Annotated in this window: 22 protein-coding genes, 2 tRNA genes and 1 riboswitch; of the genes, 12 read left to right on the top strand and 12 right to left on the bottom strand. The window is 73.1% G+C overall.

Going from position 1 to position 21,474, the window contains the following annotated elements; translation table 11 throughout:
* Window positions 1-108: 108 nt before the first annotated feature.
* Both J2X26_RS09160 and J2X26_RS09165 read left to right on the top strand, forming a co-directional pair.
* Window positions 109-2,268 (top strand): glycosyltransferase, encoded by a 2,160-nt coding sequence (locus J2X26_RS09160; RefSeq protein ID WP_307491630.1) that lies wholly within the window; start codon window positions 109-111, stop codon window positions 2,266-2,268.
* The gene (locus J2X26_RS09165; protein ID WP_307491631.1) at window positions 2,265-3,572 is read left to right on the top strand and encodes a nucleotide disphospho-sugar-binding domain-containing protein; all 1,308 of its coding nucleotides are present in this window, start codon (window positions 2,265-2,267) and stop codon (window positions 3,570-3,572) included. Before J2X26_RS09160 ends, J2X26_RS09165 begins: the two co-directional genes overlap by 4 nt.
* On the opposite strand, the gene J2X26_RS09170 is transcribed toward J2X26_RS09165, so the two are convergent.
* On the bottom strand, window positions 3,515-4,213 hold the full coding sequence (locus tag J2X26_RS09170; RefSeq protein ID WP_307491632.1) for a hypothetical protein: 699 nt from the start codon (window positions 4,211-4,213) through the stop codon (window positions 3,515-3,517). The genes J2X26_RS09165 and J2X26_RS09170 overlap by 58 nt on opposite strands.
* A gap of 158 nt (window positions 4,214-4,371) precedes the next feature.
* Here J2X26_RS09170 and J2X26_RS09175 point away from each other — a divergent pair, with 158 nt between their 5' ends.
* Complete coding sequence (locus J2X26_RS09175; RefSeq protein WP_307491634.1) at window positions 4,372-4,548, top strand: hypothetical protein; 177 nt, start codon at window positions 4,372-4,374, stop codon at window positions 4,546-4,548.
* A 54-nt stretch (window positions 4,549-4,602) separates the two neighbouring features.
* Here the strand turns inward: J2X26_RS09175 and J2X26_RS09180 are convergent.
* Both J2X26_RS09180 and J2X26_RS09185 read right to left on the bottom strand, forming a co-directional pair.
* Window positions 4,603-4,678, bottom strand: a tRNA-Asn gene (locus J2X26_RS09180).
* Window positions 4,679-4,726: 48 nt separating this feature from the next.
* Window positions 4,727-5,239 carry a hypothetical protein gene (locus J2X26_RS09185; RefSeq protein WP_307491635.1) on the bottom strand — a complete coding sequence of 171 codons (513 nt, stop codon included), beginning with the start codon at window positions 5,237-5,239 and terminating at the stop codon, window positions 4,727-4,729.
* Between the two features lie 71 nt (window positions 5,240-5,310).
* On the opposite strand from J2X26_RS09185, the gene J2X26_RS09190 reads away from it, so the two are divergent.
* The 3 genes from J2X26_RS09190 to J2X26_RS09200 all read left to right on the top strand — a co-directional run bounded on the left by J2X26_RS09190 (window position 5,311) and on the right by J2X26_RS09200 (window position 6,643).
* A tRNA-Ile gene (locus tag J2X26_RS09190) sits at window positions 5,311-5,387 on the top strand.
* Window positions 5,388-5,469: 82 nt separating this feature from the next.
* A complete protein-coding gene (locus tag J2X26_RS09195; RefSeq protein ID WP_307491637.1) occupies window positions 5,470-6,258 on the top strand; it encodes a DUF1206 domain-containing protein in 789 nt (262 codons plus the stop codon).
* 75 nt (window positions 6,259-6,333) lie between these two features.
* A riboswitch (cyclic di-GMP riboswitch) is annotated at window positions 6,334-6,408 on the top strand.
* Window positions 6,409-6,424: 16 nt separating this feature from the next.
* Complete coding sequence (locus tag J2X26_RS09200) at window positions 6,425-6,643, top strand: BldC family transcriptional regulator (protein WP_055913562.1); 219 nt, start codon at window positions 6,425-6,427, stop codon at window positions 6,641-6,643.
* 67 nt (window positions 6,644-6,710) lie between these two features.
* On the opposite strand, the gene J2X26_RS09205 is transcribed toward J2X26_RS09200, so the two are convergent.
* The 4 genes from J2X26_RS09205 to J2X26_RS09220 are packed head-to-tail and all read right to left on the bottom strand — an operon-like array spanning window position 6,711 to window position 11,215.
* Window positions 6,711-7,955, bottom strand: coding sequence for an arginine deiminase (locus J2X26_RS09205; RefSeq protein WP_307491639.1), 1,245 nt, complete (start codon window positions 7,953-7,955; stop codon window positions 6,711-6,713).
* Window positions 7,956-7,974: 19 nt separating this feature from the next.
* Window positions 7,975-8,517: a TetR/AcrR family transcriptional regulator gene (locus J2X26_RS09210; RefSeq protein ID WP_307491640.1), complete on the bottom strand. Its 543-nt coding sequence runs from the start codon at window positions 8,515-8,517 to the stop codon at window positions 7,975-7,977.
* Window positions 8,518-8,530: 13 nt separating this feature from the next.
* Window positions 8,531-10,531: a YhgE/Pip family protein gene (locus tag J2X26_RS09215; RefSeq protein WP_307491642.1), complete on the bottom strand. Its 2,001-nt coding sequence runs from the start codon at window positions 10,529-10,531 to the stop codon at window positions 8,531-8,533.
* Between the two features lie 9 nt (window positions 10,532-10,540).
* Window positions 10,541-11,215: an ATP-binding cassette domain-containing protein gene (locus J2X26_RS09220; RefSeq protein ID WP_307491643.1), complete on the bottom strand. Its 675-nt coding sequence runs from the start codon at window positions 11,213-11,215 to the stop codon at window positions 10,541-10,543.
* A 156-nt stretch (window positions 11,216-11,371) separates the two neighbouring features.
* On the opposite strand from J2X26_RS09220, the gene def reads away from it, so the two are divergent.
* The 5 genes from def (at window position 11,372) to J2X26_RS09245 (ending at window position 15,444) form a co-directional block, all read left to right on the top strand.
* Entirely contained in the window at window positions 11,372-11,860 is a 489-nt protein-coding gene (gene def / locus J2X26_RS09225; RefSeq protein WP_055913574.1) for a peptide deformylase, read from the top strand.
* A gap of 137 nt (window positions 11,861-11,997) precedes the next feature.
* The gene (locus J2X26_RS09230) at window positions 11,998-12,498 is read left to right on the top strand and encodes a DUF3145 domain-containing protein (RefSeq protein ID WP_055913577.1); all 501 of its coding nucleotides are present in this window, start codon (window positions 11,998-12,000) and stop codon (window positions 12,496-12,498) included.
* Between the two features lie 135 nt (window positions 12,499-12,633).
* Window positions 12,634-13,080, top strand: coding sequence for a hypothetical protein (locus J2X26_RS09235; protein WP_307491645.1), 447 nt, complete (start codon window positions 12,634-12,636; stop codon window positions 13,078-13,080).
* Window positions 13,067-13,930 carry an FAD:protein FMN transferase gene (locus tag J2X26_RS09240; RefSeq protein WP_307491647.1) on the top strand — a complete coding sequence of 288 codons (864 nt, stop codon included), beginning with the start codon at window positions 13,067-13,069 and terminating at the stop codon, window positions 13,928-13,930. The genes J2X26_RS09235 and J2X26_RS09240 overlap by 14 nt, the downstream gene beginning before the upstream one ends.
* Window positions 13,927-15,444 (top strand): FAD-dependent oxidoreductase, encoded by a 1,518-nt coding sequence (locus J2X26_RS09245; RefSeq protein WP_307491648.1) that lies wholly within the window; start codon window positions 13,927-13,929, stop codon window positions 15,442-15,444. Before J2X26_RS09240 ends, J2X26_RS09245 begins: the two co-directional genes overlap by 4 nt.
* A gap of 123 nt (window positions 15,445-15,567) precedes the next feature.
* On the opposite strand, the gene J2X26_RS09250 is transcribed toward J2X26_RS09245, so the two are convergent.
* The 5 genes from J2X26_RS09250 to J2X26_RS09270 all read right to left on the bottom strand — a co-directional run bounded on the left by J2X26_RS09250 (window position 15,568) and on the right by J2X26_RS09270 (window position 20,625).
* Window positions 15,568-16,815 carry a beta-ketoacyl-[acyl-carrier-protein] synthase family protein gene (locus J2X26_RS09250; protein ID WP_307491650.1) on the bottom strand — a complete coding sequence of 416 codons (1,248 nt, stop codon included), beginning with the start codon at window positions 16,813-16,815 and terminating at the stop codon, window positions 15,568-15,570.
* 85 nt (window positions 16,816-16,900) lie between these two features.
* A complete protein-coding gene (locus J2X26_RS09255) occupies window positions 16,901-17,149 on the bottom strand; it encodes an acyl carrier protein (RefSeq protein WP_055913595.1) in 249 nt (82 codons plus the stop codon).
* A 75-nt stretch (window positions 17,150-17,224) separates the two neighbouring features.
* Window positions 17,225-18,229 carry a beta-ketoacyl-ACP synthase III gene (locus J2X26_RS09260; protein ID WP_307491651.1) on the bottom strand — a complete coding sequence of 335 codons (1,005 nt, stop codon included), beginning with the start codon at window positions 18,227-18,229 and terminating at the stop codon, window positions 17,225-17,227.
* Window positions 18,226-19,203: an ACP S-malonyltransferase gene (locus J2X26_RS09265; RefSeq protein WP_307491652.1), complete on the bottom strand. Its 978-nt coding sequence runs from the start codon at window positions 19,201-19,203 to the stop codon at window positions 18,226-18,228. Before J2X26_RS09265 ends, J2X26_RS09260 begins: the two co-directional genes overlap by 4 nt.
* 111 nt (window positions 19,204-19,314) lie before the next feature.
* Window positions 19,315-20,625 (bottom strand): PucR family transcriptional regulator, encoded by a 1,311-nt coding sequence (locus J2X26_RS09270; protein WP_307491653.1) that lies wholly within the window; start codon window positions 20,623-20,625, stop codon window positions 19,315-19,317.
* A 134-nt stretch (window positions 20,626-20,759) separates the two neighbouring features.
* On the opposite strand from J2X26_RS09270, the gene J2X26_RS09275 reads away from it, so the two are divergent.
* Window positions 20,760-21,446: a hypothetical protein gene (locus tag J2X26_RS09275; RefSeq protein ID WP_307491654.1), complete on the top strand. Its 687-nt coding sequence runs from the start codon at window positions 20,760-20,762 to the stop codon at window positions 21,444-21,446.
* Window positions 21,447-21,474: the final 28 nt, after the last annotated feature.

A 21,474-nucleotide genomic window follows, 5' to 3' on the forward strand; every position in this document is an offset into this window, starting at 1 on the left:
AGAGCGTTGCCAGGAACTCGACGGGCCGGTCGTCGGCAGCCGACCTAGCATCGGCCGTGCTGGACTGACGGGCCTCGTCGGTTCAGCACCACAACGCAGAGGAACCCCGTGGGCATCCAGACCTCGCTCGACGAGCTACGTGCGGCGACGCGCATCGTCGACGGCATGCGTCTCGCCGACGAGCTCGCCTTCGAGAGCACTCGCGACCCTGGTGTCCGGACGATCCGGGTGCTCCGGGGCGCGCTGCTCGACGCCGACCAGCTGGTGGCGATCGCCGCGGTGCACGCGCTGGGGAAGATCGGCGACGACGAGGCCTCGCGCGCGGTGGCCCGGCTGCTGTCCGACGACCGGCCGTTCGTGCGTGAGCACGCAGCGTGGGTGCTGGGCTCGGGTCTGCCACGCGCGGACGCGGTCGCGCGCCTCATCGGCATGACCGAGGCCGGCGGGTTCGGCGGGATGCTCGCCCAGCGGACGTTGGAGCAGTGGTCCGCCGGCGCCCCCGAGCAGGTGGCCGTCGGCCTCGAGGCAGCGCTGCTCGGGGTGACGGAGCCCGAGGCGCGGGCCCGCGTGGTGGAGACCCTCGGGCTCGTGCGGCACGCCGTCGCCGTCCGACCGCTCCTGGAGATCGCCGATGACACCGGCGAGGACCAGCTGGTGCGCAGTGCTGCCATCGCCGCGCTCGGTCAGCGCCCGGGTGACGGCGCCGTCGTCGGGCTCCTCGACGGCTTGGCCGCCGGACATGACGAGCTGGCGAACGTGGCCCGGCTCTCCCTCGTCGACATCGACGCTGCCGCGTCGTGGCGGCGGGAGCCCGCGGCTCACGGGCTCACTGTCGCTCAGCTGTTCCTGCACGCCGACGTCGACGCGGGCCTCACCGCCGCCGGGGCGGGCGACAACGGCGGCATCGCGACGCTCCTGGTGCGGCTCGGCGATGCGCTCGTCGCCGCGGGCCCTCGGACGCGGCCGGTGGACCGGGTGATCACCATCTCGCGGGGATCGGTCCCGGAGGCCGTCGCCGACCTGCGCGCGCTGGACGGCAGCGGGCACCACTACGGCCGGGTCCCGCTGCGTCATGAGCCGGTTCCGATGGCCGCGGCCTGGTCGCTGCGCGTGTCGGCGCGTCGGGGGATCCGGCGCGTCCTGCGTGCCGCCGGCGGAGTCGACATGGTCCACCTGCGGATGGCCGATGTCGGGAGCCTGGCCGCCGCCGACGTCGCGAGCGAGCTGGACATCCCCACCGTGTTCACGGTCGCGCCCGACCCGCACGCCGTGATCCAGTCGCTCGACCTGGCCGGGCGCCTGACCCGGCAGAACTTCGGGGAGGTCGACGCAGCAGAGCACTTCTGGTTCCGCGCACGGCTCGTGCAGCGGCTCGCCGCCAACGCCGCGCACACGGTCCTGTTCCCTCGTCCGGCGTTGCAGCGCGACATGCGCGAGCTGGTGGGGATCGACGTCCTGGCGCACCCGGAGCGGCACACGATCGTGCCGGAGGGCGTGGATCTCGTCGTGATCGACCGCGCCGTCGCGGAGGCACAGGCGTATGCCGCGGGCGGCGAACCGACGGCCGCGCTGGCCGAGCTGCGCGCGCTGGTCGACGCGCTGCCGATCGAGCGCCGGCCGCTGCCGCTGATCGTGAGCGTCGGGCGCCTGCACCGGGTCAAGGGCGTTGCCACGCTCGTGCAGGCGTGGGCGGGGGGCGGCCTGCGCGATCGGGCCAACCTGCTCGTCGTCGGTGGAGACCTGGAGCACCCGTCGGCCGACGAGCGCGAGCAGCTGGACCTCATCGATGCCGTCGTGCCCGCCACCGAGCGGGCAGACGCCGGCCTGCTGCTCCCGGGCCATCGACCCAACGACGTCGTCGCTCGATGGGTCGCGGCCGCGCGCACAGGGCTTCCCGGGCGCAGCGCGCCGCAGGGAATCTACGTCTGCGCGAGCCTCAAGGAGGAGTTCGGCATCGCGTTGCTCGAGGCGATGGCGTCCGGCCTGGTCGTCGTCGCGCCCGACGGCGGCGGCCCGGCGACCTACGTGGACGAGGGCGACACCGGCTTCCTCACCGCCACCTGGCACGCCGATCGTCTCCGCGCGGCGATCGGGTCAGCGCTCGACGCCTCGCTCGCCGAGACGGACGACCGGCGTGCAGGCCGGTCCCGCTCGACAGTCGCCCAGAACTTCACCATCCAGCGCATGGCAGACACGCTCGGAGACCTCTACCGACGGGTCGCGGCGGACGAGATCGCGGACCGGTCGGCCCTGGTCGGCCCCGGATGACGCTGCTGATCATCAGCCCGGACTACGCCTCGCACCTGATCCCGCTGGCCGCACTGGGCACGGCGTGGCGTGACGCGGGGGAGCGCGTGGTCGTCGCCAGCGGTGAGGCCACCGCGGGCATCGCGGCCTCGTTCGGCTACGAGACGGCGCTCCTGCAGCTGGGCCGTGGGTCCAACCCGGGGGTGATCCGGGCTGACAAGCAGCCGGACGACGAGGCGGACTCGTTGCGGGGGTTCTTCGACGCCACCCGGCACGGGATGGTGCCGACCCTCGCGTACCAGGCGCGGGAGCGGCTGGTCGACCTCATGTGGAGGCCGGTCGAGAAGGCGCGAGCCACCCTCGACGTCGTCGAGACCGTGCGCCCCGACGCCATCCTGGTCGACCACCTCGCGTACGGTGCGCGCCTCGGCCTGTGGGCCGGTGACGTCCCCTACGCCGACGTCGTCCTCGGGCACCCGACGGCCCTGCCGGTGGGCGACGAGGTCTACGGCAAGCCGCCACAGTGGCCGCGAGCGTTCCACCCCGACCCGGCCGGGCTCGCCGAGCTGGACGTGCTGTGCCGACGGGTGGCCGCCGGCTTCACGAGGGAGTGGAACACAGCCGGCGCCGAGCTCGAGCCGGGGAAGGCGCCCGTCGACGACGCATTCGCCCTGCACGGTCCTCTCGTGCTCTTCCACTACCCCGAGGCACTGGCGGCGCCCGAGCGCGCAGCGCAGCTCCCGCCGCACCGGTACCTGGGTGGGAGCTTGCGTGCCGAGCCTGCCGACCCCGAGGTCGACGCGTGGCTCGGCAGCGCGGAGCCCTTCGTCTACGTCAGCTTCGGCAGCTTTCTCTCCGTCCGCTCAGACGTGCTGCGCACAGTGGTCTCGGCGCTTCGCGAGGCGGGCGTGCGGGCCGCGATCGCCAGTGGTGCGACCCCCGTCGCCGATCTTGGCGAGCTGCCCGCCGGGTGGCTCGTACGCGAGTACCTCCCGCAGGTGCGTCTGCTCCGGACGGCGGCCGTGCTGGTCACGCACGGCGGCAACAACTCGGTCACCGAGGCCGTCGGCACCGCGACGCCGATGCTCGTCCTGCCGTTCTCGACGGACCAGTTCGCCGGTGCCGCGGCCATCGAGCGTGTCGGTGTGGGTGAGGTGCTCGACCCCAACCGAGCCTCGGTCCGGGAGGTCCGCGAAGCGCTCCTGCGACTGCTGGGTCTCACGGGCGCCGGCGTGGAGCTCCTCGCGGCTGCGGCCGGTTCCCTCGCTCAGGACCCTGGGCCCGCCAGAGCGTTCCGCGCGGTCGGCGCCTCGGCGATCAGCTGAGCCATGGCGGCTCGGTCGCCGGCAGCGGCCTCGTAGCGCGCCATGAGGCGAGCGTTTGCCTCGTACTGGGAGCCGTGGCGCGCTGCAGGGACATGATGCAGCGCGTACACGCGCCCGTCTGTCCGCACGGGCGGCCGCTCGAGCATCGTCTCGTGCGCGAGGTTCCACGCGGCGTCCTCGAAGCCCCAGCCGCGAAACCGCTCGTCCTGGCCGCCGTGGGCGAACCACGTGCGGGGCGTCGTCACTGTGACTCCCGAACATGCGCCACGCACCAGCTCGAAGTCGCAGTGCGCCGCGGGCGCCCCCGAGCCGTACTGCGCGCTGCCGACCGCGCCGAGCCAGCGGTACTCGGTGTACGGCAGGTGGACCGCCTGTGCAGCCCCCGCCCCCTCGATCGCCCGCAGGAGCGCGTCTCGCTCCGGGAGCGTGTCGGCGTCGTTCAGCACCACGACGCCGTCGTCGGGCCACGCGCCGACCGCCTGGTTGCGGCAGCGCGCGACATTGAAGGTCTCGTCGTCGGTATCGATCGTGCGCAGCTCCACGTCCGGGAGGTGTCGCTGGTACCAGGTGACCACTCGGTCGAACGCGTCCAGTCGGGACGGCTTGGGTCTCCAGGGCACCACGACCACGACTTTGCTCACTCGCACACGCTCAGTCTGCGATCTCGCGCCTGGACTCGCATCCGGTTCCGCCCTGGTCGTGGGCGTCCTGGGGGCTGCCGGGGTCGCTCCAGCGGATCGCGGAGCGGTCGTGACCTGCGGGAGCGCTCCGCCCGTTCATCGGCTATCTGGACGGTCGCGTGTCGGTCGGCAGCGCCCTCGCGGTGATCGTCGCCGCGGTCGTCGTTCTTGACAGCCCACGCTTCGCACGCACCGCGGGCTGGCGCCGCGTCCTCCTCACCGGGTGGGGAGCGTCGACCGCGTTCGCCGTGCTCCTGGGGGCGCGGAACGTAGTGACGTACTGCTCGGGCACGTAGTGGGCACGACAGCACGAAGGCCCCCTCGAAAGGGGGCCTGACCTGCGGTGATACTGGCTCCCTCGACTGGACTCGAACCAGTAACCGTCCGATTAACAGTCGGATGCTCTGCCAATTGAGCTACGAGGGATCGTGCGGGAAGAAACTCTAGCAGCCGTCGACGGGTGCCTCGGACAGGTCAGCGGGGCAGGCCGACGGCGTCACGGACCTCGTCCTCGGCCGCATCCACGACGGCCGCCACGGCCGGGTCCGACAGGTCGATCGACGCGTCACCCAGGACCTGCGTGAACATCGCCCCGGCCTCGTCGCGCCGCAGGACGACCCGCGCGCGCTGGCCGCGGGGGAGTGTGACGGACACCGCATGGACCACCGATTGCTGCACCCGCTCGCGGAAGGTCTGGGAGAACGCGAACGACCCCGGCACCTCGGCGAAGGTCAGCTGCTCCGACTCGCCCCAGACCCAGCGCAGCGTCATCGTGCGCGTCGCCGGGTCCAGGGACCCGTGGTCGACGTCGGACCACGGGTGCCGCACGACGGGACCGTCGACGGGCACGAGGTGCAGGGCGCGGCGTGAGGCGACGGCCCACCGGCCGTCGGACAGCTCGGTGCTCACCAGCACGGCGTCGCCGGGCCGCAGGTCCAGCCGGGTGCGGTCGGTCGCGGGCAGTCGATGACGGGAGAACAGGGCCACCGGCTCACGGTACCCGCGCGTGCGCCGGCACCGACGCACGTCGGGAGCCTCGATAGGGTGTGCGGTGCCTCGGGGCAGTAGCTCAGCCGGTCAGAGCAGCGGACTCATAATCCGTCGGTCGTGGGTTCAAGCCCCACCTGCCCCACCACCTCCCGAGCCCTCCGGTCGCCGGAGCGGCCCTCTCCTGCCACGATCAGCGCCGGGGGCCTGACGCGAGGAGATGACGAGCGGTGACGACGAGCGGAACGGCAAACGCACAACGGTCCTGGGAGCTGGCGGCGCGGGCGGGGTACGCGGTCAGCGGGGTGCTGCACATCCTCATCGGTGTGCTGGCCCTGCGGGTGGCGTTCGGGAACGGCGGTGAGCAGGCGGACCAGTCCGGCGCGCTCAGCACGATCGCGGGCACACCGTTCGGCGCGCTGGTCCTGTGGTTCTCGGTCCTCGCGTTCCTCGCCCTCGGGGCGTGGCAGGTGGCCAAGGCGATCCACGGGAGCTTCGGGTCGAACGACACGGGGGAGCGCGCGAAGGCCGTCGGCCGTGCGGCGGTCTACATCGCGCTGGCGTTCGCGGCCCTGAGCTTCGCGCGCGGTGGCGGTTCCGACTCGGCGACGCAGACGGCGAGCGCGACCGCGAAGCTGATGGCGGCGCCCGGTGGGCGGCTGCTCGTCGGTGCGGTCGGCCTCGCGGTCATCGGGGTCGGGATCTACCACGTCTACAAGGGGTGGAAGAAGAAGTTCCTCGAGGACCTCCAGCGGCTGCCGTCAGGGACCGCCGGGCCGGTCGTCCGGCGCCTCGGAGTACTCGGCTACGTCGCCAAGGGGGTTGCCCTGGGCATCGTCGGTGTGCTCTTCGTCACCGCGGCCGTGACGGCCGATCCGTCGAAGTCGACGGGCCTGGATGGCGCCCTGCACACCCTGCGCGAACAGCCCGCGGGAGTGCTCCTGCTGGTCATCGTCGCTCTGGGGTTCGTTGCGTACGGTGTGTACTCGTTCGTCCGTGCCCGATATGGCCGCATCTAAATCACCCGTTTGCGCGCGAATCGTGCGGCGGAGGTTGTTGCACAAGCGTCCAGTTTCGGGCATAGTTCCTTTTGTCAGCGACAACGGCAAACCCGCTGCAAGGCGGGGACGCAAAGCCACGGGGCCTACAGGGCCAGCCGAGCTACCGAACGACAGGAGAACCATCATGGCTGTTACCACCACGGACGCCCCCCTCTCGCAGGGTGCACTGCTCACGCCGGGCGAGGTCGCCGTTCTGTTCCGCGTCGACCCGAAGACGGTCACCCGCTGGGCCCAGGCCGGCAAGCTCTCCGCCGTCCGCACCCTCGGCGGTCACCGCCGTTTCCACGAGTCCGAGGTGCGTTCGCTCCTCACCGGCGTTCCCACGCAGCGCACGGCGGAGTGAGCTCACTCTCCACAGCATCGAAGAAAGCCCTCCGCGCTCATTGAGCACGGGGGGCTTTCTGCATTGTTCAGTCCTCGACGGGGTCCCGGCTGATCGGGCAGGTCATGCAGTGCCCGCCCCCGCGCCCGCGCCCCAGCTCCGCCCCGCGGATCTCCAGCACCTCGATGCCCGCCGCGCGCAGCAGGCCGTTGGTCGTGGTGTTGCGGTCGTACGTGAACACGACGCCCGGCTCGACGGCGACCGCGTTGTTCCCGCTGTCCCACTGCTGCCGCTCGGACGCGTAGGCGTCACCGCCGGTCTCGATGACGCGCAGCCCGGGAAGGCCCAGAGCCGAGGCGACGACGTCGACGAACCGCGCCGAGCCCTCATCGGTGAGGTGCACGCGGCCACCGTCGGCGGGACGCAGGGTGAACGAGTGGATCGCGTCGACGATCTTCGGGTAGAGCGTCACCACGTCGCGGTCCGCGAACGTGAACACCGTGTCGAGGTGCATCGCCGCACGCAGCCGAGGCATCCCGGCGACGACGACACGGTCGGCGGCGCCCTGGGCGAACAGCGCCTCCGCCAGCTGGGTGATGCCCTGCCGTGACGTCCGTTCGCTCATCCCGACGAGCACGGTCCCGTTGCCGACCGGCATGACGTCGCCGCCCTCGATGGTAGAGCGACCCCAGTGCCGCTCCGGGTCGCCCCACCAGACGGTGGAGCCGACGAACGCCGGGTGGAACTGGTACACGGCCTTCATCAGCAGCGTCTCGTCGTGCCGCGCCGGGAAGTAGAGCGGGTTGAGGGTCACGCCTCCGTACAGCCAGCAGGTGGTGTCGCGGGTGTAGAGGGTGTTGGGCAGCGGGGGCATCACGTACTCGCGCGTGTCGGGGGAGTACTCGGCGAGCGCGAAGTGGTCGTCGTCGAACCCGCCGGTGATGTCGACGGTCGCCAGGCCGCCGATGAGGAACTCGGCGAGCCGCCGGGGCTCCAGCCGTTCGAGGAACTCACGGGTGTCGTCGATCAGCTCCAGGCCGACGTCCTCCGGCACGATCTTGCGGTCCAGCAGCCAGTCGCGGGCACCGGGCACCGCCATCGTCTCGGCCAGCACGTCGTGCAGCTCGAGCACCTCGACGTCGCGCGCCCGCAGCTCCGCGACGAACGCGCGGTGGTCGCGGATCGCGTTCTCCACCCAGAGCACGTCGTCGAACAGGAGGTCGGAGGCGTTGGTCGGGGTCAGCCGCCGGTGCGCCAGGCCCGGCTCGCAGACCAGCACGCGGCGCAGGCGCCCGACCTCGGAGTGCACGCCGTTCGGTGGGTCGGTGGGCATCTCGGCGGCTCCGGTCGGCTCAGTGCACGGTGGCGAGTACGGCTGCCCTCACGTCGTCCAGGGTGCGCGTCGGCTGGAAGACCAGCCACTCGAGCCCGGCCAGGAGGGTGGCGCCGAACAGGGCAGCTGCGGTCAATGACGGGTCGCGGTCCGGCCAGGTCTCGACGACGACGGCGGCGAACGCGCCCATCGACTCCTCGCGCACCAGCCGGATGGAGTCCTGCCAGCTGCGACCCGTCCGGAACGTCTCGGCGACCATGAGCTTCGCGAAGTCGGGGTGTGCCCGGATCTGGGTGAGCAGCTCCGTGACCAGCGCCTCGAGCGCGTCGCGGCCGTGCAGGTCGTCCGAGGCGGCTCGCAGCGCCGCGGTGAGCCGCGCGACGCCCTCGGTGATGATCGCCTCGAACAGGCCGGACTTCGACCCGAAGTTGTAGAACACGCTGCCCTTGGCCACCCCGGCGGCCGACGCGATGTCGTCGACGGACGTGGCCGTGAACCCCCGGTCGGCGACGAGGGCGAGCGCGGCCTCGACGATGTGGTCCCGGGTGGCCGTGGCGCGCATGCCCGTCAGCCTCTCAGATGCTCAGGGCCGGGTGCAGGCGCGCCACGGTCCAGGTCCGCAGGCGTCCGGCCTTCCACGCCGTCACCGCCAGCGACGCCACCGCGAGGACCACCAGGTAGCCGACGGCCGTCCACAGCCGGGCGTCGGGCGTCCCGGTGATCAGGCTGCGCAGACCGCCGACCGCGTACGTCATGGGCAGCACGTGGTGGATCGCCTGGAAGAAGGCCGGCGTGGTCTCGACGGGGTAGGTGCCGCTCGCCGACGTGATCTGCAGCATCAGCAGCGCGATCGCCGCCACCTTGCCCGCGGCGGAGCCGAGCACCGACAGGAGCATCTGCTGCACCGCCAGGAAGGTCGCTGCCACGAGGAACAGGAACGCGGCGGTCCCGACCGGGTGCCCGATGCTCAGGCCCAGCCCGAGCCCGACGACGCCCAGCAGGAGCACCACCTGACCCGCGCCGATGACGAGCGACGGCAGATAGCCGGCGAGCGTCACCCGCCACCCGGACGCCGGTGTCGCGAGCGCGCGGGTGGGCAGGGGGCGCAGCAGCAGCCACGTGATGAGGCCGCCGACGAAGAGCGCGAGCGGGATGAACAGGGGCGCGAACCCTTCGCCGAGGCTCGCGGCGGGGGCGACGTCGTCGTCGTCGATCCCCACGGGGGTCGCCAGCGCGCCGGCCCGGGCGGTGCGCTGCGCGGCACTGTCGTCGGGGATCTGCGCCGCTCCGTCGGTCAGCCCGTCGGCGAGCTGCTGGGCGCCGCCGCCGAGCCGGCTGGTGCCGTCGGCCACCTGGGCGGCTCCGTCGGCGAGCGTGGCGGTGCCCGTCGCCAGCGACGCGGACCCCGCGGCGAGGGTGTCGGCGCCGGCGGCCGCCCCGTCGGCTCCGGAGGCGAGGGCCGACGCGCCGGAGGCGACGGACGCCGACGAATCTGCGAGCGTGATGAGCCCGGTGCTGAGCGTCTGCGCGCCGGCGGCGGTCTGCGCGGCGCCGGAGTCGAGCGCGTGGAGCTGGTCGGTCATCGCCGAGATCGTTGCTGCGTCCGGCAGGTCCGCGCTGCCCAGCCCCGCCAGGAGTGCGGCGGCGTCCGGGTCACCGGCGGCGGCGCGGGCGGTGAGGTAGGCGCCGACCTGGGTGAGCCCGTCGCTGAGCGCGGGCAGCCCTCCCGCCACGGCGTCGACCTGCTGGGTGGCGGCGTGGACACCGTCGGCGACCGCCTGCGTGCCCGCGGCCAGCGAGCCGCCCGCGTCCGCCGCGGTGCGCGCGGCGGCCGACAGCTGCGCGGCGCCCGAGGACAGCCGGTCGGCGCCCCCTGCCACCTGACCGACCCCGTCGTCGAGCGCGGACGCTCCGGAGGCCAGCCGCGCGGCGCCGTCCCGGGCGTCGGCCGCGCCGTCGGCCAGCTGGTGCGCTCCGTCGCCCAGCTGCTCGGACGCGTCGCGCAGGGAGACGGCACCGTCGGCGGCCTGCAGCATGCCGTCGCGCGCCGACCCGAGCCCGATGAGCACCTGGTCCACGGCTTGCTCGCCCGCGGTCGCCGCGACACCGTCGCGCACATGGTCCATGGCCGAGCGCCCGAGCGTGGTCCCGATGAAGGAGTTGGCGTCGTTGTAGGTGACGTCGATCTGCGCGGAGGTCGGTTCGTCGCCGCCGGCCGAGACGAGGTCCGCCGAGAAGTCGGCGGGGATGGTCACGGCGAAGTAGTAGTCACCGTCGCGTACGCCCGCGGCTGCGTCGGCGGCGTCGGTGACCACCCAGTCGAGCGCGGCGCCGTCGGTGAGCTCGTCGGTGAGGTCCTGGCCCGCGGTGACCCGGGCGCCGTCGCGGTCGGCGCCCGCGTCGGCGTTCACCAGCGCGACGGGCATGGCGTCCAGGTGCCCGGTCGGGTCCCAGAAGGCCCAGAGGTACAGCGCGCCGTACAGGAGCGGGACCAGCAGCATCGCCGCGACGGCGAGCCGGGGGAGCCGTCCACGGCCGAACCGGCGCAGCTCGGTGCCGGAGGTGAGCGAGAGCATGACGGACCTTCAGAGGGTGGGGACGGAGACGGGCAGGACGGTCCAGCGGGTGCCGACGGCCTCGTCGGGGTCGGCGCAGGACGCGACGACCGTCACGCCCGTGGCTGCGAGTGCGGCGAGGCGGTCCCAGACGATGCGGCGACGGGCGCGGTCGTGCACCTGGTCCACGTCGTCGACGACGAGCAGGCGGGGCCGCTGGGCCGTCGCCAGGGCGATCCGCAGCAGGAGCGCGTCGACCTCGTCGAGGTGCCACACCACCGTGTCGACGTCCGGGACGGACAGGTCGCCGAAGACGGGGAGCAGCACGCGGTCGACCACGGCCTGGTCGGCGCGGGGTGCGCGCCGGTACCAGGGCGCGAGCCAGGCGAGCCGCTCCCGCACGTGGTCGCCGACGGTCACCGAGTCGTCGAGCTCGTCGATGCCCGTGAACCCGGCGAGCGAGACCTGGCGCTGCGTGAGCGTCCGCTGTGCCGGCAGGCGGTGGCCCAGAACGACGAGGTCGGACGACGCGTCCGGCACCATGCGACCCGCGAGGGCGAGCAGCAGGCTGGTCCGCCCGGCGCCTTGCGGTCCCTGGACCAGGGTGAGCGTCCCGGCTGCGATCTTGAGGTCCACGGGACCGAAGACGGGTCCCCGGTCGCCGTGCAGCTGCAAGCCGCGTGCGATCACGGCGGGTTCGATCACGACATCTCCTAAACTGACTGGTCAGTACAAAAGTACGCTCGGAGGAGCTCCGCTGCACCCGCCTGGGCTGTCTCCCTGCTCACACTCGGCCGTCGGGACGGGCGCAGGGGCCCGTCCCCGCCTCGTCGACCGGCCTGCCGTGCGAGGATCTTCCGCATGGCCATGCGAGAGATCCGGACCGTCGGGGACCCCGTCCTGCGCACCCCCTGCGACCCGATCACGACGATCGACGACCGCGTGCGCGGTCTCGTCGACGACCTGCTGGAGACCGTCGACACCGAGGGGCGCGCCGGCCTGGCAGCGAACCAGATCGGCGTCAGCCTGCGGGCGTTCTCCTGGAACATCGACGACGAGGTCGGCTACGTCCTCAACCCCGTGATCGTCGAGCTGTCCGAGGACGAGTACCAGGACGGCGACGAGGGCTGCCTGTCGGTCCCGGGCCTCTGGTACCCGACGCACCGGTCCTGGTACGCGCGGGTCGTCGGCACGGACCTGGACGGCAAGGAGGTCGTCGTCGAGGGTGTCGAGCTCATGGCCCGCTGCCTCCAGCACGAGGTCGACCACCTCGACGGCATGCTCTATCTCGACCGCCTGGAGCGGTCCGTGCGCAAGAAAGCCATGCGCGCCATCCGCGACACGCTGTAGTTCGCTGGCGTGCCGGGGGAACGTCCGGCATGCTGTCCCCAGCACGCCGCGAAGCTGTCCGTCCGGCATGCGTACTCCTGGGAACGTGACTGAGGTCGTTGGGGAAGGCGAACCTCGAGCCCGTTCAGGAGGACGACATGGCTGGTGCGATCACCCGCGGTGTACTTTTCGTGCACTCTGCACCGCGCGCGCTGTGCCCCCACGTGGAGTGGGCGGCAGGCAACGTGCTGGGTTCACGCACCACCTTCGACTGGACGGCGCAGCCGGCCGGTCCCGGGTTCTACCGTGCTGAGCACTCGTGGCAGGGCGCGCAGGGCACCGGCGCGCGCCTGGCCTCGGCGCTGCGCGGCTGGGCCCACCTGCGCTACGAGATCACCGAGGAAGCCAGTCACGGTGTCGACGGCTCCCGCTGGAGCCACACGCCCGAGCTGGGGATCTTCCACGCCGCGACCGACGTGCACGGCAACATCGTGGTGCCCGAGGACCGCATCCGCGCCGCCCTGGAGCACTCCGCCGACCCCGTCCGCCTGCGCAGCGAGCTGGACCTCGCCCTCGGGCAGGCCTGGGACGACGAGCTGGAGCCGTTCCGCTACGCGGGAGCCGGGGCGCCGGTCCGCTGGCTGCACCGCGTGGGCTGACCCGTACGCCTAATCGGTTCGCTCGCCCACTGGACGTTCACAGCGTGCGCCCGGCCGTGGACCCTAGCGTCCTGACCTGTCGCGCTGCGGCCGTACAGGCCGGGGCCAGGGGGACACGATGAGGGGACACCACGCATGAGGACGCCACGCAGGACCACGATCGCGCTCGTCTCGGGGGTGTCCGCAGTCGCTGCGCTCGCCTCGTGCAGCAGCGGAGGCGCGAGCCCGGACACCGCGGACGACGCCGTCGAGCAGCCGGCCGAGACCGCCGCCGCCGAGGAGCCCGAGTACGCCGACGGGACCTACACGGCGACCGGCTCGTACGAGTCTCCCGCCGGACCGGAGACAGTCGGGGTCTCGATCACGCTCGCGGGCGGAGTGGTGACGGCCGTCGTGGTCACCCCGGAGGCGACCAACCCCGCCTCGCAGAAGTTCCAGACCCAGTTCGCCTCGGGCGTGGCCGACGCCGTCGTAGGGCAGCCGATCGAGGGCCTCGCCGTCGACACCGTCTCCGGCTCGTCGCTGACCCCCGACGGGTTCAACGCGGCGGTCGCGGAGATCGCCGCGGATGCGCTCGCCTGAGGCGTCGTTCGACGCGATCGGCACCCACTGGTCGATCCACGTCGACGGGCCTCTGGACGTCGTCACGCTCGCCCGGGTCAGGTCCCGGATCGCGGCGTACGACGCCGTCTGGTCGCGGTTCCGCGACGACTCGGTGGTCGCTCGCATGTCGCGCGAGCCCGGGACGTACCGGCTGCCCGCGGAGGCCGGGTCCTTGCTCGACCTGTATGCCACGCTCGGGCGCTGCACCGACGGCGCCGTGTCGCCGCTGGTCGCACGGAGCCTGGTCCGGCTCGGGTACGACGCGGGCTACTCGTTGCGGCCGGCGGGCGAGCCTGAGCCGGCACCGGCGTGGGACGACGTGCTCGAGCGCGACGGCTGCACGCTCGTCGTCCGCGAGCCGGTCCTGCTCGACGTCGGCGCCGCGGGCAAGGGTCAGCTGGTGGACCTCGTCGCGGCCGAGCTGCGGGACTGCGGGATCGAGGAGTACGTCGTCGACGCCGGCGGGGACCTGGTGAACCACGGCGGAGCTGCCTTCTGGGTGGCCCTCCAGCAGCCCGGTGACCCGACGCGGGCGATCGGCGTCATGGAGCTCGAGGGTGCCGCGCTGTGCGGGTCGGCCGTGGACCGCCGGGCGTGGGGGGACGGGCTGCACCACGTCGTCGACGCGCGCACGGGACGACCGGCGCAGGACGTCGTCGCCACCTGGGTCGTCGCCGACACCGCGATGGTCGCGGACGGGTTGAGCACCGCGCACTTCTTCGCGGACCCCGACCGGCTGGAGGCCGCGTTCGACCACACCTACGTGCGGGTGCACGCGGACGGTCGGGTCCGCTACTCGCTCGGCCTGCCTGGGGAGCTGTTCGCATGAGCACGATCGACGCCGTCCTCGGCCGCGTGACGATGTACCGGCTGGTCACGATCGCCCTCGGTGGCGTGCTCCTGGTCGCCCTGGCGCTGTCCGTCCTCGGCCCCGTGCAGCAGGACCCGGTCGCGGTCGCCGTCAGCGCGGCCGTCGCGCTGGGAGTCAGTGTGCTCGCCAGTCGAGTGTGCGGCGCCCTCTGGCGCACCCGCGTGCACACCGAGTCGGCGGTCATCACGGGCCTGATCCTGGCGCTCCTGTTCTGGCCGGAGACCACACCCGCCGGGCTCGGCGTCGTCGCCCTGGCTGCCGCGCTCGCCGCGCTGTCCAAGTTCGTCGTGGCGGTCCGCGCGCGACACGTCCTCAACCCCGCCGCCGCGGGCGCGCTCGCTGCGGGTCTGCTGGTGCCGGTCTTCGGCGGCTTCGGGGCCACCTGGTGGGTGGCGACACCCGCCCTGCTGCCCGTCGTCGCCGTGGCTGCGCTAGTCGTCGTGCTGCGCACCCGTCGGTTCGCGCTCGTGGCCACCTACCTCGCCGTCGCGCTCGCCGTGCTCCTGCCTCGGCTCGTCGCCGCCGGTGCCGCCCCGCTCGACGCCCTCCTGACGGCCCTGCAGTCGTACCCGCTCGTCTTCGCGGCCGGGTTCATGCTCACCGAGCCGCTCACCCTGCCGCCGCGCCGGTGGCAGCAGCTGTCCGAGGCTGCCCTGGTGGGCGCTCTGACGGTCGTACCGTTCAGCGTCGGCGTCCTGTACGCCTCACCCGAGCTCGCGCTCGTCGTCGGCAACGTGCTGGCCTTCACGCTGGGTCAGCGCCGCGCCGTCCACCTGCGGGTGCGCGCCCAGCGGATGGTCACGCCGGGCATCCGTGAGGTCGCGTTCGCGTCCGACGACGCGGTGCGGTTCCGGCCCGGGCAGTGGATCGAGCTCCACGTCCCACACACGAGTGCCGACGCGCGCGGGTCGCGACGCGTGTTCTCGCTGGCCACCCCGCCCGACCACGCCGACGGGGTCGCAGTCGCGTTCCGGGTGACCGAGAGCCTCAGCTCGTTCAAGCAGGCGCTCAGCGCGCTGCCCGAGGGTGGCCTCGTGCGCGCGACCGGCGTCGGTGGCGACTTCGTCCTCCCCAAGGACCCGACGGTCCCGCTGCTGCTGGTCGCGGGAGGCATCGGCATCACCCCGTTCGTGAGCCAGCTGGCCGACCTCGCTCGGTCGGGTGCGCAGCGGGACGTCGTCGTGGTCCTGCTGCTCGGTCCGGGCGACGAGGCTCCGTACGCCGACGTGCTCGTCGACTCCGGGGCGCGCGTGGTCGTCGTGAGCCCGGAGCAGCCGCCCGCGATGCCGGAGTCGTGGGTGTTCGCCACCGGCCCGACGATCGACGCGACGACCCTCCAGGCGACCGTGCCCGACGCCGGACTCCGGGTCGCGTACGTCTCCGGGGGACCGGGCATGGTCGACCACTCGCGCCGCGTCCTGCGCCGCTCGGGTGTCCGCCGCATCCGCACGGACGCGTTCACCGGTTACTGAGCGAAGCGGCCCTGGGTGACGCAGAGGCTTGCTCCGCGTCACTCAGGGCCGGTTCGTCAGAGTCGTCGGTGTGCCCGGCCACGACCGTGGCGAGACGAGGACGGGCACGAGCCCGTCCGGTCGTCAGACCGAGGCGACAACCAGGGCGACGTTGTGGCCGCCGAAACCGAACGAGTTGTTGATCGCTGCGATGTCGCCGTCGCGCAGGGTGCGGGGCTTGTCGCGGACCAGGTCGAGGACCAGCTCGGGGTCGGGGTTGTCGACGTTGATCGTGGGCGGTGCCTGCCGGTCGCGCAGCGCGAGGATCGCGAAGATCGTCTCCAGCGCGCCGGCGCCGCCGAGCAGGTGGCCCGTCATCGACTTGGTGGCCGAGAGGGCCACGTGGTCGGCCTCGTCGCCCAGCAGGCCGCGGATCGAGCGAGCCTCGATGAGGTCACCCACCACCGTCGACGTCGCGTGCGCGTTGACGTGCACCACGTCGATGCGGGCGATCCCGGACTCCTCGAGCGCGGCGCGCATCGCGCGGATCTGGCCTTCGCCGGACGGTTCGGGGGAGGTCATGTGGTAACCGTCGGCGGAGAGGCCGACGCCGGCGATGCGTGCGTACACGCGGGCGCCGCGAGCGGCAGCGTGCTCGGCGCTCTCCAGGACGACCACACCGGCGCCGTCGCCCATGACGAACCCGTCGCGGTCGACGTCGTAGGGGCGCGAGGCCCCCTGGGGGTCGTCGTTGCGCAGCGAGAGCGTGCGCGACGCGGCGAACGCGGCCACGTTCATGGGGTGGATCGACGCCTCGGTGCCGCCGGCGATGACGATGTCGGCGCGTCCGCTGCGGATCATGTCGACGCCGTAGCCGATGGCCTCGGCGCCCGAGGCGCAGGCGGACACGACAGCGTGGGCTCCGGCGCGGGCGCCGAACTCGAGCGACACGTAGGCGGTCGGGGAGTTGGGCATGAGCATGGGCACCGTCATGGGCAGCACCCGTCGCGCGTTTCCGCTCGCGAGCAGGCTCTCCCACGCGTCCAGGATGGTGCGGATGCCGCCGATGCCGGAGGACACGACGGAGCCCAACCGGTCGTTGTCCACCTCGGGCGATCCGGCGTCGGCCCAGGCCTCGCGGGCGGCGATGATCGCGTACTGCGCCGACGGGTCCATCTTCTTCATCTCGGGCCGTGTCAGGGCCTCGGACGGGTCGACCTTGATGGTGGCCGCGAACTCGACGGGCAGGCTGAACTTCTCGACCCAGTCGTTGTCGAAGCGCCGTGCGCCGGACTCGCCGTTCAGCGCTGCGGCCCAGGTGCTGGGGACGTCACCGCCGAGAGGCGTGGTGGCTCCCAGCCCGGTGACGACGACGTCGGGTACGTGACTCATCGGTGCTCCAGATCTGCGGTCGAGATGCTGTGAGAGGGGAGCCGGTCCCGGGCGACAAGCCCGGGACCGACCCGGTCGCGCAGGATCAGGCCTGCGCGCCCGTGATGAACGTGACGGCGTCGCCGACGGTGGCGAGGTTCTTGACCTCGTCGTCGGGGATGCGCACGTCGAACTTCTCCTCGGCGAGCGTGACGATCGTCATCATCGACAGCGAGTCGATGTCGAGGTCGTCGGTGAAGGACTTCTCGGGCAGGACGGAGTCCGTGGGCAGACCGGTCTCCTCGCTGACGATCTCGGCCAGTCCGGCCAGGATCTCCTGCTCGCTGTACGCCATCGGTTTCTCCTCGTGTCTGTTTCTGCGGTGTGGGGTCGGACGAACGGTACAACCGGGGGTCGTACCGCACGGGTGTCAGGGCAGGACGACGACCTGCGCGGCGTAGACCAGGCCGGCTCCGAAGCCGATCTGCAGGGCGAGCGCGCCGCTGCTCACCTGACCCTCGCGCAGCAGCCGCTCGGTCGCCAGCGGGATCGACGCGGCGGACGTGTTGCCGGTCTCCGCGATGTCACGGCCGACGACGACCGAGGCCGGGAGCTTGAGGGTCTTGATCATCTGGTCGATGATCCGCATGTTCGCCTGGTGCGGGATGAAGGCCTCGATCTCGTCGGCCCTCACCCCGGCTGCGTCCAGCGCCTTCTGCGCGACGGGGGCCATCTGCCAGACGGCCCACTTGTAGACGCTCTGGCCCTCCTGGCGCAGCGTGGGCCAGCCGAGGCCCTCGTCACGCGTGGCGAGCCAGGAGTGCGTCTGCCGGATGGCCTGGGCCTGGCTGCCGTCCGAGCCCCAGATGGTCGGGCCGATGCCGGGCGTGTCGGAGGGGCCGATGACGACCGCCCCGGCGCCGTCGCCGAGCAGGAACGAGATCGACCGGTCCGTCGGGTCGACCAGCTCGCTCATCTTCTCGGCGCCGATCACCAGCACGTTGCGGGCCGTGCCGGCACGGACCAGCGCGTCGGCCTGCCCGATGCCGTAGCAGTACCCGGCGCACGCGGCCGAGATGTCGAACGCGGCTGCCGGTGTGGCGCCGATGCGGTCGGCGATGATCGCCGCACCCGCAGGCGTCTGGTGGAAGTAGGTGACCGTCGACAGGATGACCACGTCGATGTCGGCACCCGTGAGGCCGGCGTTCTCGAGCGCGGCCTTCGCGGCGCCCTCGGCGAGGTCGAGCACGTCGGTGCCCGCCTCGGCGCGGCGGCGAGTGATGATGCCGGTCCGCTGGCGGATCCACTCGTCCGAGGAGTCGATAGGGCCGATCAGCTCGTCGTTGGGGACGACCCGCTCGCCGCGGACGCCTCCGATGCCCAGGATGCGGGTGTGGGCCGGGCCGGTGGCCTGCGTCAGAGTGGGACGGGTCACGACGACTTCTCCTGGTGGCTCTCGGGGGTTCCGGTGTGCCGACGGACGAGGTCGCGCGCGGCGTCCAGGTCGGCTGGGGTCTTGACGGCGACCGTCTCGACCCCGGGCAGCGTACGCCGGGCCAGCCCCGTGAGCACCCCTCCGGGGGCCACCTCCAGCAGCCCGCTGACCCCGAGCGCCTGGAGCGTGGACTGGCACAGGTCCCAGCGGACGGGGTTGGCCACCTGCGCGACGATCAGCTCGAGCGCCCGCGCGCCGGACGCTGCGACGCTGCCGTCGGAGTTGGTCAGCAGGGGCACCATCGGCTCGCCGGGGGTGACGCCGTCGGCCGCGGCACGCAGCTCGGCGACGGCGGGCGCCATGTGCTCGGTGTGGAACGCACCCGCCACCTGCAGCGCGATGACGCGGGCGCGGGCCGGGGGAGCGGCGGCGAACGCGGCCAGGGCGTCGAGCGTGCCCGCCGCGACCACCTGGCCGCCGCCGTTCACGTTCGCGGGCACCAGGCCGTGCTCCGCGAGGGAAGCGAGCACCTCGTCGGGGTCTCCGCCGAGCACCGCGCACATGCCGGTCGGGGTCGTCGCCGCGGCGCGGGCCATCGCGGCACCGCGCACCGACACGAGCCGCAGGGCCTCGTCGTCGGTCAGCACGCCCGCGATCGCGGCAGCGGCGAGCTCGCCGACGGAGTGCCCTGCGGTGGCGCCGACCACCCGCTGTGCAGCGATGTCGAGGGCGTCGTCGGGGTCGAGATCGAGGACGGCACGCAGGCTCGCCAGGGCCGACGCGACGAGCAGCGGCTGCGCCACGGCGGTGTCCCGGATGGTGTCGGCGTCCGACGTGGTGCCGTGGGCGACGAGATCGAGGCCGGTCGTGCGGGAGGCCCGCGCGATCGACTCGGCGACGGACGGCAGCTCGAGCCACGGGGCGAGCATGCCGGGGGACTGGGCGCCCTGACCGGGGCAGACGACGACGAGCACCCGACCACTCTGCCTGGCCGAGCCGGTCGACCCGCCTCACGGCGTGCACCAACCTTCTCGGACGCCCTTGTGCGACTCCTACAACGCGCCGAGCCCGTCGACGTGCATGGGTCAGCGCGCGCCGGCGGCCGGCGGAGGCGTCACGGCGTCGAGCCGACCGAGCGCCAGCGCCGTCTGCAGCACGTACGACTCGCGGGCGTCCAACGGGTCCCAGCCGGTCACGTCGGCCACCCGGCGCAGGCGGTAGCGCACGGTGTTGGGGTGCACGTACAGCGTGCGTGCGGCCGCCTCGAGCGAGCGCCCGGTGCCCAGGTAGGCGGACACGGTCTCGAGCAGGGAACCCTGGCTGGCCGCCAGCGGCGCGTAGGCCTGCGCGACGAGCGTCCGGCGCGCGGTGACGTCCCCGATGAGCACGCGCTCCGGCAGCAGCTCGTCCGCCTGGACCGGGCGGGGAGCCTGCTCCCACGCGGGTGCCGCGACGAGCCCGGACAGCGCGGCCCGCGCGGACCGGGCGGAGTCGGTGAGGTCACCGACCACCGGTCCGATCACCACGGGTCCCGGGCCGAACCGCGGCAGGAGCGTCCCGGCCGCCGCCAGCAGGTCACCCTCGCCGCCCAGGAACACGACGAGCCGGTCGCCCTGGATGCCGACCAGGGCGTCGTCGGCTGCGCGGCGGGTCGCGCGACGGAGCTCGGCGGCGCGGACGTCGTCGAGCGCGGACGTCGTCGTCCCGACCATGACCAGCGTGGATCCCCGTCCGCTCCACCCGAGCGCGGCGATCCGGGAGCGCAGGGCGTCGTCGACGTCACCGCGCACGAGGGCGTCCACGACGAGGGCTTCGAGGCGGGCGTCCCAGGCGCCGCGGACCTCGGCGGCGCGGGCGTAGACCTCGGCGGCGGAGAACGCGACCTCCCGGGAGTAGCGCAGCACGGCCTCGCGCACCTCGCGCTCGTCGCCCGGGGCGGCGAGCCGGTCGCTGTGGGTCTCGACCACGTCCACGACGACGCGGACCAGCTGGAGGGTGTGCTGCAGGGAGATGGACCGCGTGAGCTCGGGCGGGGCGGCAGCGAAGATGTCGCCGACCCCGTGCGGCGGGCGGGTGGGCTCCGCGAACCAGGTGACGAACGCCGTGATCCCCGCCTGCGCCACCAGGCCCACCCACGAGCGGTCCTCGGCCGGCAGCGCGCGGTACCACTCGAGGTCGTCGTCGAGCCGCCGCATGGCCGCGGCGGACAGCAGCCCGGCGCTGTCGCGCACCCGGCGCTGCGTCTCCGGGCCGCCACGCGCCTCGAGCACCGGTGCGCGCAGGCGCGCAGGCGCCGAGCGGCGGGTCCGGCTCGGCGTCGGCGACGGGTCCGGCGGCTCAGGCCGATCGGGCGCAGCGGCGGGGGCGGAGCCCTTCCCGCCCAGGGTGCTGGACATGGGCCGAGCATAGGGTCCGGCCTTGTGGGAAGTCGACAAAGGCCGGCCCTCGGCGACGATCGAGTCGGCCCGACCGGATTGTGAGGTACGTCGTCAAAAGGGTGTGGTCCGCCCCCAGCGGATAGGGTCGCGTCATGGCTCTACTGCCCCGTCTGCGTCAGCTCATGCGACGGCCGTCCTCGGCCTCGCGGGTCGGCGCGCGCCGACCGACCAAGGCTGCGCGGCGCGGCGACACGCTCCACGAGGACGCGCTGCGCTCCATGCTCAGCGACGACCCGAACAACGAGCGGGCCTTCGTGGCCCTCGCGGAGATCGTCCGTCGCCGGGCCGCCGAGGCCAGCCCCGACCACGACCCGCTCTCCGCCGAGACCACCGACACCGAGCGTCAGCGTGCCGCGGACCTGGCGGTGTGGGCGCTCGGCGAGGAGCTCGCCGGGAACCCGCGCGCCTGGTACGCGCTCATCGAGGTCGCCCGCCTCTCGGTGCACGACGACCACGAGGGCACCCTGCGCCGGCTGACCACGGCCGCCGAGCGGGACCCGTCGGGCAAGGCGCTGGTCGAGGCCCTCGCCCTCCTGCGCCAGGCCGGCATGCCGGTGGACGCGCTCGGGCTCGGCGTCGGCCACTGGCGGCCCCGCGAGCACGACCCGGAGGTCGCCCGCCAGCTGGTGCTGGCCTCCATCGAGGCCGGGCGCCCGCTCGAGGCCAAGCAGCACATCGCCGCGCTCGACCTGTACCCGAACCAGCGGGCGGTCGCCGACCTCAAGGGCGAGCTCGCCCGTGACGTCGCGCACGCCGAGCAGACGATCCCCGGCACCTGACGCGCAACGACGACGGCCCGGACTCTTC

This window comes from Cellulomonas humilata (assembly GCF_030814415.1).
Taxonomy (GTDB): domain Bacteria; phylum Actinomycetota; class Actinomycetes; order Actinomycetales; family Cellulomonadaceae; genus Cellulomonas; species Cellulomonas humilata_A.